Raw genomic sequence first — 11824 nt, 5'->3', positions numbered from 1 at the left:
GCCATCTACCGCCACATGGGCGGCAAAGACCTGACCGACCAGGTCGACGGCGCCCGCTACCTCGCCCAGCAGGAGAAGGTGGACGCCGCACGCATCGGCATCTACGGCGGATCCTACGGCGGCTTCATCACCCTGATGGCGCTCTTCACCCAGCCGGAAAGCTTTGCCGCGGGCGCCGCCCTCAGGGCCGTCACCGATTGGGCGCATTATAACCACTGGTACACCCGCCGCATCCTGAACCTGCCTCACGAGGACGACGAGGCCTACCGCCGCTCCTCGCCTATCTACTTCGCCGAAGGCTTGCAGGACCCGCTGCTCATCGCCCACGGCATGGTCGATGTCAACGTCCACTTCCAGGATGTGGTCCGCCTCGCCCAGCGGCTCATCGAGCTGGGCAAAACCAACTGGGAGCTGGCCGTCTACCCGGCCGAGGACCACAGCTTCGCGGAACCGGCATCCTGGGCCGACGAGTACCGGCGCGTCCTCGAACTCTTCGACCGCCACCTCGGCGGCCGCCGCCTCGCCGAGGCCGAGGCAAGCTGAACCACCCCCGTCGGGGGTAGGGAAGTGAGGAGCGAAGAGTTGCAGGGAATTGAGTTCAGCTCTCCAACACCCGGTCCGCGTACCCGTTCTCCGGGTTACGCCCCGGCGCAGCAGCCGGTCTACCGTGCCAGGACCACGATTGTAGGCGCTCAGCGCCAGCCGCACGTTCCCCTTGTACTTGTCCAGCAGGTAACGCAGATAGCTGAAGCCGACGCGCGAGGAAGAGGAGGAGATCGCGGCACGGGCGGCCGTCGGCGCCGCGGCGGGCGCCGCGCTGGGAGCCATCATCGGCGGGGACCTGAAGGCTGTCTTGCTCGGCGGCGCAATCGGCGCAGCTGCCGGAACGATTATCTCCCTCGGCGTGGGTGACGTCGAAGCCGCTCTCCCCGCCGGCGCCGACCTCACGCTCCGTACCACCCGCCGTATCAGCTTGCGTTAGCACCCGCAACCCGAGCCGGGTACTTCCTGCCCACAAAAACTGGGGCCCGGTCCTCTCGACCGGGCCCACACTCCTCCGCCACAATGTCCGCTCAGCCGACTTCCGACCGGTCGCCCGCGGTGAGGCGGTAGTGATGCGTTCGGAGTTGGTCAGTCAGGGAAGGTGATCCGCCGCGCAGATTCTGTGGTGGGCGGGCGACCGGTCATCAGCTCGATCAGCGCGGCCATCTCCTGGCCCATGCGCTGAATCCGTTCGTAAACCGTCAAAACATACGCATAATCGAAGTACGCAGTCACCGCCTCCTCCGCCCCCACGTACTGCTCCAGGATCACCGCATCCATGCGCTCCTTTAGATGCGCTACCACGAACTCCACCACCCGCCGCAGACCCTGCAGCTCCGCCAGCGTCGTCACACTCAATTGTGACTCCAGCCGCGGCAGCAGCGCCTCCGTGTCCGCTATGACCTCCGGCGCCGCAAGCACCGTCACCCCCTGCCAGGGAACTACTGCCAGCGCCCCCCCGGCACCCGAACGCAACGCCGAAACCTCCTCGAAGCTACAGGGCAGCAGCACTGCGCAACCCTCCGGCCCGGCGGCCAACCGCCTCCTGCCAACCGGGACCCGTCACTTTCCCCGAAGCGATCCCCCATCCCTAACACTCGCCCCGCAAGCCGCGTTCCGCCCGCCGGCCAGCCAGCCAGCGCCGCACCCCAATGCAGAGCCAGGCCCGCCCCTCCACACGATCTCAATAAATCTGTCCCTTTCTCGGCATACCCTTCCAGAAGCCGGCGCCCAGAAACCCGCCGGCGCACCAGCCAAACAACACAATTGTGCGCCTTCGGCAAAAAACTTCCGGCGTGCCGCTCCGGTCGCGCCCCCGCGACCACGAACCACCTCCCACGCCCGCCCGGGAGCCGCCACGCGGGAGCCGCCACGCGCCTTGCCTCGCTGTTGCCCTTGGCCCATCTTGTTGCACTACGATGCAAATCCGCGGTACAAGGCAACACCTGCAGGCGCGGCGCATCATGTTCGACAAGCAGGCCCTGGCGCTGCTGGAAAAGGCGCTGGGCGGAAAGGCTATTATCAGGAAGGTGCCGCTCCCGTCGGAGGACGCGGGCAGCGCGCTGGAAGTGCGGACGCGCGGCGGGCAGCACGAGCGGTTTCGGCTGGTCCCCTGGAAGCGTCGTGCGGAGGAGTCGGAGGCGAAGAAAGCCGCTTCCTGGCAATCGCGCTACTACCGGCGCATGTGGGTATTGCGCAACGCATCGGATGGCCTGCGTCAGGAGCTACGGGAATCGCACGCCTGCTTTGTGGACCTGGCCGGCGCCGTGCATCTGGACCTGCCCTATCTGATTGTGGACCGCTCGGACCTGAAGCCGGTGCCGGCGCTCAGCTCGACGAGCCGCCTGATCGATCCGTTCGCGGACCGCAGCTCCCAGGTGGTTCGGGTACTGCTCACGCATCCCGTGGCGCGGGGGTGGGGAGTGCGGGAGCTGGCTGCTGCGGCCTCGGTTACGCCCTCGACGGCGTCGCGAACCGCTCGCCAGCTCGAGCGCCAGGGTCTCGTCTCCCTGCGGCGGGCCGGCCGCACGGCTCGCGTGGTGGTAAGCGACCCCATGACGCTCGTCCGGCGCTGGGCAAACGCCTACGATTGGGGGCGTAACACGCGTCACACCTTCGAGCCCCCGGGAAATGGCATCCAGGAGATCCTTGCCCGAATCCGCAACGATCTCTCGGACGTGAGCCGCTGGGGGCTGACCCTGCCAACGGGTGCCTGGTTGGTAGCTCCGGAGCTGCAGTGGGGCGCGGTCCACGTCTATGTCGAGCTGAGTGGGCTGGACATCTCCGAGATCGCCCAGCGCAACGGCTGGCGCCCCGCGGACGATGGAAGTTTCCACGTCCTCTTTCCCTACTACAAGCATTCGGTCTGGCGGGATCTGCGCACGGACCTGCCCGTGCCGGTGGTAAGTGACCTGCAGCTAGTCCTCGACCTCTGGCATTACCCGGGCGGCCGGGAAATGGCCAATCACCTGGTTCAGAGCCGTCTGCGGCGCGTCTGGGAGGGTTAACCGGTGATGCCCTGGCCGACCTCGTGGTAGCGGAAGCAGTCCACCAGGTGATCATTGACCATGCCGGTGGCCTGCATGAAAGCGTAGCAAATGGTAGGGCCGACGAAGCGAAACCCCCTTTGCAGCAGCGCCCTGCTCATCGCCTCTGACTCCGGCGTGCGGGCCGGGAGTTCCGCCAGCGCCCGCCACGCGTTCCGGCGCGGCCGACCCCCGACGAAGTGCCAGAGGAAATGGGCAAAACTGCCCAGCTCGTCCTGCAGGCGCAGCAAGGCACGGGCGTTCGTGACCGTGGATTCGATTTTCTGCCGGTTGCGCACGATTCCGGGGTTACGCAGCAGCTCCACCACTCTTCCGGCCTCGAAGCGGGCTATCCGTTCGGGATCGAACCCCTCGAAGGCGGCGCGGTAGGCTGCCCGCTTGCTCAGGATCGTGAACCAGCTCAGCCCCGCCTGAGCGCCGTCCAGGATCAGGTGCTCGAAGAGCTTCTGATCCCCGTGCTCCGGCACGCCCCACTCGGTGTCGTGATACGCCACACTCAGCGGGTGCTCGCCCACCCAGTCGCAGCGCCTGACCGCCTTGCTCACCTGTCGCCGCCTCCCCTCAGCTAGTGGTTCGCCCCTACCGCCGCAGCAGCCAATCGGCCAGCCACAGTCCGGCGAGGAGATCCAGCGCCGTATGGCCGATCATGGAGGGCAAGAGACTCCCCGAGAGCTTGAACGGGATGGCTAGCAGCAACCCGAGGATGCCGGCGCGCACTGCGCCTGCCGCCCCCTGATACGCATGCAGCAAGCCGAAGACGCCCGAGCTGAGCAGCAACGCGAGCAGCCAGGACGCGGAAGCCGTCTGGATGGCGGGAATGGCGAACCCTCGGAAAACCAGCTCTTCGCCAACACCCGCTGAGACAGACAGCCCCACGAAAGCCAGCCGCTCCAACCGACTGCGAGGCAGCAGGTGGCGCAGCAATGCGCTCTCCGGGAGTCGCAGCACGCGGCCAGCCACCAGCAGCCCCATGCCTCCGGCGAGTATGGCGCAACTCCACCCCAGCGTCGCCGGCCAGTCCAGGCGCCTCAGTCCCAGCGTTTGCGCCGTGTATCCGCTGGCAAGCGCGGCGGCTACGGCCAGGCCAGTCAGGATCCACAGCGCGGCCGCCGAGCTCAGGTAGATGGCGGCGCGGGGCAGGCGCTCGGGAATCTCGGCAGCAACCTGAACCTGCGCCAGAATGAGGCCGGGCAGGATGGCCAACAGGAACGTGGTGAGTGCTCGCGCCGGCCAGGCAAGCTCCGGCGCGGCCAGCCAGACTACGGCAGCCGCAAGCAGCGGAATGCCGGCGGCGATTCTCCGCAACTCGGCCCGCATGCTCACGCCCTAGTGTCCCGACTCAGAGGTCCGGCGTAATACGATCCCCCCGCCGGCCGCTCCAGCGGCTCGGCGCGCCCGGTCAACAGTCCGGCTGCCGCCGGCGCGGCCGCCGCCAGCAGCACGCCGAGAAGGAGTCCTGCCGCCGCATCGGTCGCGTAGTGAAACCCACCGTACACCGCGCCCAGTGCCAGCCCCAGCGTCAGCACGCCGACCCAGGGAGCAAGCCTGGGCAGATAGCGCGCCGAGAGCCACGTCTGAGCTGCGGCCACGGCCACGTGAGAGGAGGGAAAGGCGGCACCCTGGCTCGAGCCCGCCTCCAGCAGGAAATGCGAGAGACGGTACAGCCAGCCGCGGGCCATCTCACCGGCCGGCGCGGGGAAGAGGTAGCGCGGGCCCTGCACAGGAAAGTAGATGAAGAACGCGTAATGCACGAAGAAGGTCAGCATCAGGGCGAAAACTACTTGCCGGAACTCGGCCCGGCGGCCACGAAGGTACAGGAGCAGCGGCGGGCCGTAAATAATGATGTAGTAGGAGAGATACGCGCCGTGTAAGGCCTCGGAAAGCCAGAGGTGTGGCGCCGCAGCAGCCAGGCCTCGACTCGGCTGCCCCCCGAACACCGCCATCTCCCAGCGCTGCAAGAGCGGGTCGAAATAGCGGCCTCCGTGCACGGCCCGGTTGAGCACGGCCAGCTCAGTGTAGAGCGCGGGAATCAGCAGCAGCGGGTACCAATCGCGCAGCCAGGCAGCCGCCGGGCTGACTGGCCGCCGGCGCGCGCCCGGCACCGCCAAAGAGGCTCGAAGCAGGACTGCTGCGGCCGCCACGTGCAGGGCGGCGAGCAGGGCTGCGTAGAGCGGACGACGGGGGAAAGCCAGCGCCAGGGCCGAGAGCAGGGCGTAGGCCGCGAAAAGCCGCTCCGTCGCACTCCTGGCTACAGTGGTCGAGTTCACAAGTACGCCCACCCACCGAGGCCGCCCAGCCGCCCCGCTGGCAACGCGCGCCACGGAGGCGTAGCCACTGGGCTACGCCGCAGGCAAGCCACTAGAAGCGCTTCTCGTAGATCCGGTAGGTCTTGTATACCCGCCCACCCATCCGCTCCAGTGCCCGGCGCATCTCCCAGTTGTCCTCCAGGATCCAGGAACACTCGCCCCGAACATACCCCGCCTTCACGCCGTCCTGGTAGAGGCGCAGGTACAGCAGCGCATCCAGCCCCAGCCGCCGGAAGCCGGGCTTGAGGCCCAGGGTGATAATACGCGCGGCATCAATCTTCCGCGCGTACCACAAGATTTTCAGCAGTCCCAGCGGAAATAACCGGCCGTTTATGCGATGCAGCGCCTGGTTCAGATCGGGCAGCGCCAGTGCGAACCCCACCGGCTCACCGCGCACCTCCGCGATCAGGCAGAGGTTGGGATTCACCACCGGCCGGAGCTGGCGCGCCAGTTCCTGGAATTCGTCCGCCGTCATAGGCACGAAGCCCCAGTTCCGCTCCCATGCCGAATTGTAGATTTCCTGGATCAGCGCCACTTCCTCCCGGAACCGCCGCAGCCGGATCGGACGCACCCGGATCCCGCCAGCCTCCTCCAGCCGCGCAGCACCGCGCACCAGCCGCTCCGGTGGGTTCGGATCATCCAGGAAGTACGCCAGCAGATCCTTGCACTTCGAGTACCCCGCTGACTCCAGCAACGCCGAATAGTACGGCGGGTTGTGCATCATCATCACCATGGGCGGGTGCTCGAAGCCGGCTACCAGGAGACCGCACTCCTCATTGGTCGAGAAGTTCATGGGCCCGCGGATGCACTCCATCCCCCGCGACGCGACCCACGACTCCGCCGCCGCCAGCAGCGAGCTCGAAACCTCGCCGTCCTCTACGCTTTCCAGGAAACCGAAGAAGCCTGCAGCTTCGGCGTGAAACTCCACGTGCCGGTGGTTGACGATGGCCGCGATCCGCCCCACCACCTCCCGGCCGCGGCGGGCCAGGAAATACTCGACTTCAGCGTGCTTGTGGAACGGGTGGCGCCGGCGGTTCAGCAGCTTCTTCTGCTCTCCCAGCAAAGGCGGCACCCACGCTCGATCGCCCCGATAAATACGCCATGGCAGCCTCAGGAATTCGCTCAGATCCCGGCGGCCGCGAACGGGGTGGATACCCACCCCGCCCGCTGCGGCGCCGCCGCGACTCATATGGTCGCCATTTGCCGTCCCACTTTCGCGAAGGCGTCCAGCACGAAGTCGATGTGGTCGTCCGTGTGCGTCGCCATGAGCGAGATGCGCAGCCGGCACGAGTTGTCGGGGACGGCCGGCGGCGTCACCGGGTTGGTGAACACGCCCGCGTCGAAAAGCGCCTTCCAGAAGACCAGCATCTTCTCCAGGTCGCCGATGAGCACCGGGATGACGGGCGTCTCACTCCGGCCAATGTCGTAACCCAGGCTCCTCAACCCCTCCTGCATGCGTCGCGTGTTGCGCCACAACGCCTCTCGGCGCTCCGGCTCCGTTTCGATCACCTCCAGCGCGGCCAGCACCGTGGCCACGGACGCCGGCGGCATGCTGGCGCTGAAGATCAAGGAGCGCGCGTGGTGCTTGACGTAATGGATCACCAGCTCCGGGCCGGCGATCACGCCGCCGATCGAGGCCAGCGACTTCGAGAACGTGGCCATGATGAGGTCCACCCGGCCCTCGAGGTGGAAGTGCTGGGCCGTGCCCCCACCGCGCCCGCCCAGCACGCCGAAGGCGTGCGCGTCGTCCACCATGACCTGCGCGCCGTAGAACTCCGCCAGGGCCACGACAGCGGGCAGGTCGGCGATGTCGCCCTCCATCGAGAAGATGCCGTCGGTCACGATCAGCTTCCCGGCGTCGGCGGGCGCGCGGGCGAGCTGTCGCTCGAGGGCCTGCAGGTCGCCGTGCGGGTAGCGGTGCACCACGCCGAGGGCGAGGCGCCCGCCATCGACGATGCTCGCGTGGTTCAACTTGTCCAGAAACAGGTGCTCGTCCCGCCCTACCAGCGTGTCGATCACGCCCAGGTTGGTCTGATAGCCCGTGCTGAAGACCAGCGCCGCCTCCGCATCCAAGAAGCGGGCCAGGCGCTCCTCGAGCTGCTCGTGCAGGTCGAGCGTGCCATTCAGGAAACGGCTGCCGGTGCACCCACTGCCATAGCGCTTCAGCGCAGCTTGCGCAGCCTCGAGCACCTTGGGGTGGTGGGTCAGACCGAGGTAGTTGTTCGAGCCCACCATGATCTTGGGCTGCCCGCGTACGATGACCTCGGTGTCGTAAGAAGCCTCGATGGGTATGAAATAGGGGTAGTAGCCCGCGGCCTGCACCTCCCGCGCCCGGGTATAGCTTTCGCACTTCTCGAAGAGGCTCATCCGGCTCTCCTGCGGGGAAAACTCTACACCATCCTTGCTGCAGCCGCGCCGCGAAGTGCCAGCCGCTCGATTCACAGCCAGCCGTGAGCGCGGTACCAGGCCGCGGTCGCAGCAAGCCCCTCCGGCAGCGAAATCGCAGCCTCGAACCTCAGCTCCCGGCGCGCCGCCGCCGTCTCACAGAGCCATGCTGGCGCCAGTAGCTCGCGAACCTTGTCCCGGTTGAAGATGCTGGGCCGCCCGCGGATCGCGGAGGCCAGCTCACTCGCGGCGCCGGCGGCGCGGAAAAGCGCCGCGGGCAGAAGCATGGTGCGCGCCCGCCGGCCCACCGCCTGGCCCATCAAGCGCGCGACATCCGGCCAGGCATAGGGCCGGGGATCCGCCGCGTGGTAGATGCCGGCCGCAGCGGCGGTCGTTGCCGCGAGGATCAGCGCTGCAGTCAGATCGGTCACATGCACGAGCTGGAGGGTCCGCTCCGGCCCTGCTGGCACGGGCAGCACGCCGCGAGCCGCGAGTCTGAAGAAGAGCAGCAGGTCCCGGTCGCGCGGGCCATACACCACGGGCGCCCGCAGGACCACTACCTCCCGCTCGCCCGCGGCCGCCAGACAGGCGAACTCCCCTTCCAGCTTGCTCCGGCCGTAGGCGCTCACCGGCCGCGGCGCATCCTGGCGCTCTATTGGCGCTCCGTTCCGCGCCGGGCCTGCGGCCGCCAGCGAGCTGAGGTACACCAGGCGCCGTGGCGGCCGCGCTGCCTTCAGAACCGCCTGCACCAGCGCGCGTGTGCCTTCTGCATTCGCGCGCCAGTAGCCTTGCGCGTTGCGCGCACGCGTCGTGGCCGCCAGGTGCAGGACGACGTCCGCACCCTCGACCGCCCGCGCCAGGGCCGCGCCATCTTCGAGTGCGCCTGGCACCAGTTCAACGCCCAGCTCCGCCAGCCGCGCCACCTCGCTGGTTGGCCGCACCAGCGCGCGAACGGATGCGCCCGCCGCGCACAACGCCTGCACGAGATGCGTGCCGACAAAGCCCGTGGCGCCCGTGACCAGGAACCGCTCTGCCGGATTCAAAGGCGCCTCTATTGTGCGTGCTGCGTCAGGAAAAGGCAATGCTCGATGGTCTCTTTTCCGTTCCGACTTGCCGCTCGCGGGGGCGCGTCCCAACTTAGACTCGCCAGACCCCAGATTCCGTCCAGAGGGAATTCTACGGCCGTCCGGGAACCGCGTTGCGGCCGCCCGGAAGCAACCAGCAATATACCACCCGAGGAGCGGTCATGGCAGAACGGTGGGCTCTGATCCTGGGCGCATCCAGTGGCTTTGGTGAAGCCACGGCCCTCGGCCTGGCGCGCGCGGGACACCCCATCTTCGGGGTGCACCTGGACCGGCGCAGCACGCTGCCGCATGTAGAGGAGGTTACGCGGCAGATCGAGGAGGGCGGCCGCCGGGTGAGGTTCTTCAACATGAATGCTGCCGACCCGGAGAGGCGCGAGAACGCTCTCGAGGAGATGAAGGCAGCGCTCGGTCCGGGCGAGGATGTGGGCATCCTGCTGCATTCCCTGGCCTTCGGCACACTGCGCCCGTTCATTCACGAGGACGCTCTCAACGAGCAGCAGATGGACATGACCTTGCGCGTCATGGCCCACACGCTCGTAGACTGGACCCAGGGATTGGTCCGCCGGGGCATGATGGGGGAGGGCGCCCGCATCTTCGCCATGACCTCCGGCGGCTCGACGCGCATCATCCCCAGCTATGGCGCGGTGAGTGCCGCGAAGTGCGCACTGGAGTCGCATTGCCGGCAGCTCGCCGTGGAACTGGTCCCGCACGGCATCACCGTGAACGCGATCCGCGCCGGCGTGACCGACACGCCCGCACTACGCAAGATCCCGGGCCACGAGCGACTCATCGAGGCCGCCCAGGCCCGCAATCCTTCCGGGCGGCTGACCCGTCCTGAGGACGTGGCACGCGCCCTGGTTGCACTCTCGGCCCCGGACACCTACTGGATGACGGGAAATGTGATCAACGTGGACGGCGGAGAAGAGATCACCGCCTGATCCCGAGGGAGCCCTCCACGGCGCGCGCTACGACGAGGCCGCGCGCGCCACTTCTTCCTCGACGACGTCCACCGCATACTCGAGCTGAAGCCGCGTGATCACGAGCGGCGGCGTGAAGGCGAGCACGTTCGCTGAAGGCCCCTCAGCCAGAAGCAGCACGCCGCGCCCCAGCGCCGCCTGCACCACCCGCGCCGCCATTTCCGTGGCCGGCCGGCGGGTCCCGCGGTGCTCGACCAGTTCCACCCCCTGCATGAGGCCCAGCCCGCGCACGTCGCCGACGGCCGTGTGGCGCTCCTTCCATGTCTGCAGCCGTGCACTCAGCCATTCCCCCAGGTGCCGGGCGCGCTCGACCAGGCCGCGGCGCTCGATCTCTTCCAGGTGCGCCAGTGCTGCCGCGCAAGCTATGGGATTGCCCAGGAACGTGCTCGTGTGGATCGCCTCGCCCATGGACGCCGGCCAGGCCTCCATGACCTCGCGCGTCCCCACCGCGGCGCTCAACGGCAGAGCGCCGCTCAGCGCCTTCCCCACGACCAGGATATCCGGCACCACGCCCGCGTGCTCGCAGGCGAACCAGCGCCCCGTTCGGCCGAAGCCCGTGTACACCTCGTCGAAGATGAGGACCAGTTCCCGCCCATCGCAGAACGAGCGCAGGCCGGCCAGAAACCCTGCCGCCGGCACGACGATCCCGCCCCTACCTTGCACCGGCTCGACCAGTATCGCGCCCACGGGCGCACCTGCGGCGGCCGCCTCCACCAGCAGCCGCTCTGTTTCCTGCAGCGCCGTGGCCAGGGCAGCGTCGGCTCCTCCAGCCTGGTAGGGAACGGCATAGGGAGCGAAGAGCACACCCGGGCAGAGCTGCGCTCGGAACGGGTCGCGAAACTCCCGCCGCCACGTTGTGGCCAGGGCCCCCAGGGTCAAACCGTGATAGCCGCCGGTGAAGGCCAGCACCCCGGGGCGACCCGTCCGCAGCCAGGCCGTCTTGAGCGCCACTTCCACGGCTTCCGCGCCCGCGCTCGCCAGGATCGTCACCTTCAGCCGCCCGGGCGCCAGCTCGGACAGCCGCTCGAGCAGCCGCAGCTTTATCTCCGGGGGATGGACGTCGCCCAGACCGTGCGCAAGTCGCCGAGCCTGCGCCCCGATGGCACGCGCGACCCTGCGGTTCGAGTGGCCGGCTGCAGCTACCGCAAACCCGGCCGTCAAGTCGATGTAGATGTTGCCGTCGACATCGCGCACGTTGGCGCCTCGCGCCTGGCGCCACACGATCGGCGGCGCGGGTGCCACGCAGACCAGGTTGGGCGATTCCACCGCGCGGAGTCGCCGGACCACCGCCTCGGAGGATGGCCCCGGAACGCGCGTGCGCAGGCGGGGCAGTCGCTCGCCAAAGCGCCGGACCATGCCTCAGGCCACCCGCCGCCCGGCGTCGGGCCCGCCACAGGCCCACGCTTTCCGCGAGCCGCGGCCGGCTCCGCGGTGGATTGACGCTTGCACCCTTGGCTCGAAAGCGAGAGCGGGCCCGCAAGTCGGCGCGCGCCGCACCAGGCTTGAGCTGCACGGATCAGGAGGGGCGATCATGCCGGGCAGGCAGATGGAGGGAGACAACCGCTACCGCCGCCGCAAGGCACGGGAGGCCCACAAGCGCGGCCATTTGCCCAGTGACGAGGCCGTGACGCTGGGCGCGTCCAAGCAGCGGCACCACATGCAGCAGGACGACCCGCACGTGCAGAAGCTCGAGACCATCCGGGAAGGAAAGCAGAAGGTGATCAGCAAGGCACGGCCCGAGCCGCGCCCCGGCAGCCGTGCCGCCTAGAGTGGCTGGCGCCGGCTCCCAACTTTGCTCCTCAGGAACGGCGCGAGACCAGCATGGCGGCAATGGCTCCCACAGCGACTCCGGCCAGCGCCGCGCTACCTACCAGCACCAGGCGGCTGCGCAGCAGCGCCGCCTCCGTGCCGATCGGGGCCGCCAGCTCCCCGTCCCAGGGCTGGTCCGGCGCCGCCGCCGTTCCCATGCCCGCGGCTGCGGG

Annotated in this window: 13 protein-coding genes and 1 pseudogene; 4 read left to right on the top strand and 10 right to left on the bottom strand. The window is 68.4% G+C overall.

Going from position 1 to position 11824, the window contains the following annotated elements; genetic code table 11:
• On the top strand, positions 1-543 hold a 543-nt coding region (locus HY703_00475; protein MBI4543653.1), incomplete at its 5' end, for a prolyl oligopeptidase family serine peptidase.
• 114 nt (positions 544-657) lie between these two features.
• Here HY703_00475 and HY703_00470 read toward each other — a convergent pair.
• Together HY703_00470 and HY703_00465 are read right to left on the bottom strand one after the other, a co-directional pair.
• Positions 658-831, bottom strand: a pseudogene (locus tag HY703_00470) (transglycosylase SLT domain-containing protein).
• Between the two features lie 300 nt (positions 832-1131).
• Positions 1132-1554, bottom strand: a complete 423-nt coding sequence (locus HY703_00465) for a hypothetical protein (GenBank protein ID MBI4543652.1) — start codon at positions 1552-1554, stop codon at positions 1132-1134.
• A gap of 452 nt (positions 1555-2006) precedes the next feature.
• Here HY703_00465 and HY703_00460 point away from each other — a divergent pair, with 452 nt between their 5' ends.
• The gene (locus tag HY703_00460) at positions 2007-3050 is read left to right on the top strand and encodes a helix-turn-helix domain-containing protein (GenBank protein MBI4543651.1); all 1044 of its coding nucleotides are present in this window, start codon (positions 2007-2009) and stop codon (positions 3048-3050) included.
• On the opposite strand, the gene HY703_00455 is transcribed toward HY703_00460, so the two are convergent.
• The 6 genes from HY703_00455 to HY703_00430 all read right to left on the bottom strand — a co-directional run bounded on the left by HY703_00455 (position 3047) and on the right by HY703_00430 (position 8823).
• Positions 3047-3634 carry a DNA-3-methyladenine glycosylase I gene (locus tag HY703_00455; GenBank protein MBI4543650.1) on the bottom strand — a complete coding sequence of 196 codons (588 nt, stop codon included), beginning with the start codon at positions 3632-3634 and terminating at the stop codon, positions 3047-3049. The two genes, HY703_00460 and HY703_00455, sit on opposite strands and share 4 nt — an antisense overlap.
• 34 nt (positions 3635-3668) lie before the next feature.
• Positions 3669-4412 carry a CPBP family intramembrane metalloprotease gene (locus HY703_00450; protein MBI4543649.1) on the bottom strand — a complete coding sequence of 248 codons (744 nt, stop codon included), beginning with the start codon at positions 4410-4412 and terminating at the stop codon, positions 3669-3671.
• Positions 4409-5356, bottom strand: coding sequence for a phosphatase PAP2 family protein (locus tag HY703_00445; GenBank protein ID MBI4543648.1), 948 nt, complete (start codon positions 5354-5356; stop codon positions 4409-4411). Before HY703_00445 ends, HY703_00450 begins: the two co-directional genes overlap by 4 nt.
• A gap of 91 nt (positions 5357-5447) precedes the next feature.
• Entirely contained in the window at positions 5448-6584 is a 1137-nt protein-coding gene (locus tag HY703_00440; protein ID MBI4543647.1) for an N-acetyltransferase, read from the bottom strand.
• A complete protein-coding gene (locus tag HY703_00435; protein MBI4543646.1) occupies positions 6581-7762 on the bottom strand; it encodes an aminotransferase class I/II-fold pyridoxal phosphate-dependent enzyme in 1182 nt (393 codons plus the stop codon). Before HY703_00435 ends, HY703_00440 begins: the two co-directional genes overlap by 4 nt.
• A gap of 71 nt (positions 7763-7833) precedes the next feature.
• A complete protein-coding gene (locus HY703_00430; GenBank protein MBI4543645.1) occupies positions 7834-8823 on the bottom strand; it encodes an NAD-dependent epimerase/dehydratase family protein in 990 nt (329 codons plus the stop codon).
• Positions 8824-9026: 203 nt separating this feature from the next.
• Between HY703_00430 and HY703_00425 the strand changes: the two genes are divergently transcribed.
• Positions 9027-9803: an SDR family oxidoreductase gene (locus tag HY703_00425; protein ID MBI4543644.1), complete on the top strand. Its 777-nt coding sequence runs from the start codon at positions 9027-9029 to the stop codon at positions 9801-9803.
• A 27-nt stretch (positions 9804-9830) separates the two neighbouring features.
• On the opposite strand, the gene HY703_00420 is transcribed toward HY703_00425, so the two are convergent.
• Positions 9831-11198 carry an aspartate aminotransferase family protein gene (locus HY703_00420; protein MBI4543643.1) on the bottom strand — a complete coding sequence of 456 codons (1368 nt, stop codon included), beginning with the start codon at positions 11196-11198 and terminating at the stop codon, positions 9831-9833.
• A gap of 175 nt (positions 11199-11373) precedes the next feature.
• On the opposite strand from HY703_00420, the gene HY703_00415 reads away from it, so the two are divergent.
• Positions 11374-11610, top strand: a complete 237-nt coding sequence (locus tag HY703_00415) for a hypothetical protein (GenBank protein ID MBI4543642.1) — start codon at positions 11374-11376, stop codon at positions 11608-11610.
• A 31-nt stretch (positions 11611-11641) separates the two neighbouring features.
• Here HY703_00415 and HY703_00410 read toward each other — a convergent pair whose 3' ends face one another.
• On the bottom strand, positions 11642-11809 hold the full coding sequence (locus HY703_00410) for a hypothetical protein (GenBank protein ID MBI4543641.1): 168 nt from the start codon (positions 11807-11809) through the stop codon (positions 11642-11644).
• Positions 11810-11824 lie beyond the last annotated feature (15 nt).

The sequence above is a fragment of the Gemmatimonadota bacterium genome, from assembly GCA_016209965.1.
GTDB lineage: Bacteria > Gemmatimonadota > Gemmatimonadetes > Longimicrobiales > RSA9 > JACQVE01.
This window is presented reverse-complemented; position numbering and strand designations above follow the sequence as displayed.

What these genes read in the sequence shown, in the direction of transcription:
- HY703_00420 (MBI4543643.1), bottom strand. Translation starts at nt 11,198, where the DNA reads ATGGTCCGGCGCTTTGGCGAGCGACTGCCCCGCCTGCGCACGCGCGTT.
- HY703_00410 (MBI4543641.1), bottom strand. Translation starts at nt 11,809, where the DNA reads ATGGGAACGGCGGCGGCGCCGGACCAGCCCTGGGACGGGGAGCTGGCG.
- HY703_00460 (MBI4543651.1), top strand. Translation starts at nt 2,007, where the DNA reads ATGTTCGACAAGCAGGCCCTGGCGCTGCTGGAAAAGGCGCTGGGCGGA.
- HY703_00415 (MBI4543642.1), top strand. Translation starts at nt 11,374, where the DNA reads ATGCCGGGCAGGCAGATGGAGGGAGACAACCGCTACCGCCGCCGCAAG.
- HY703_00425 (MBI4543644.1), top strand. Translation starts at nt 9,027, where the DNA reads ATGGCAGAACGGTGGGCTCTGATCCTGGGCGCATCCAGTGGCTTTGGT.
- HY703_00440 (MBI4543647.1), bottom strand. Translation starts at nt 6,584, where the DNA reads ATGAGTCGCGGCGGCGCCGCAGCGGGCGGGGTGGGTATCCACCCCGTT.
- HY703_00435 (MBI4543646.1), bottom strand. Translation starts at nt 7,762, where the DNA reads ATGAGCCTCTTCGAGAAGTGCGAAAGCTATACCCGGGCGCGGGAGGTG.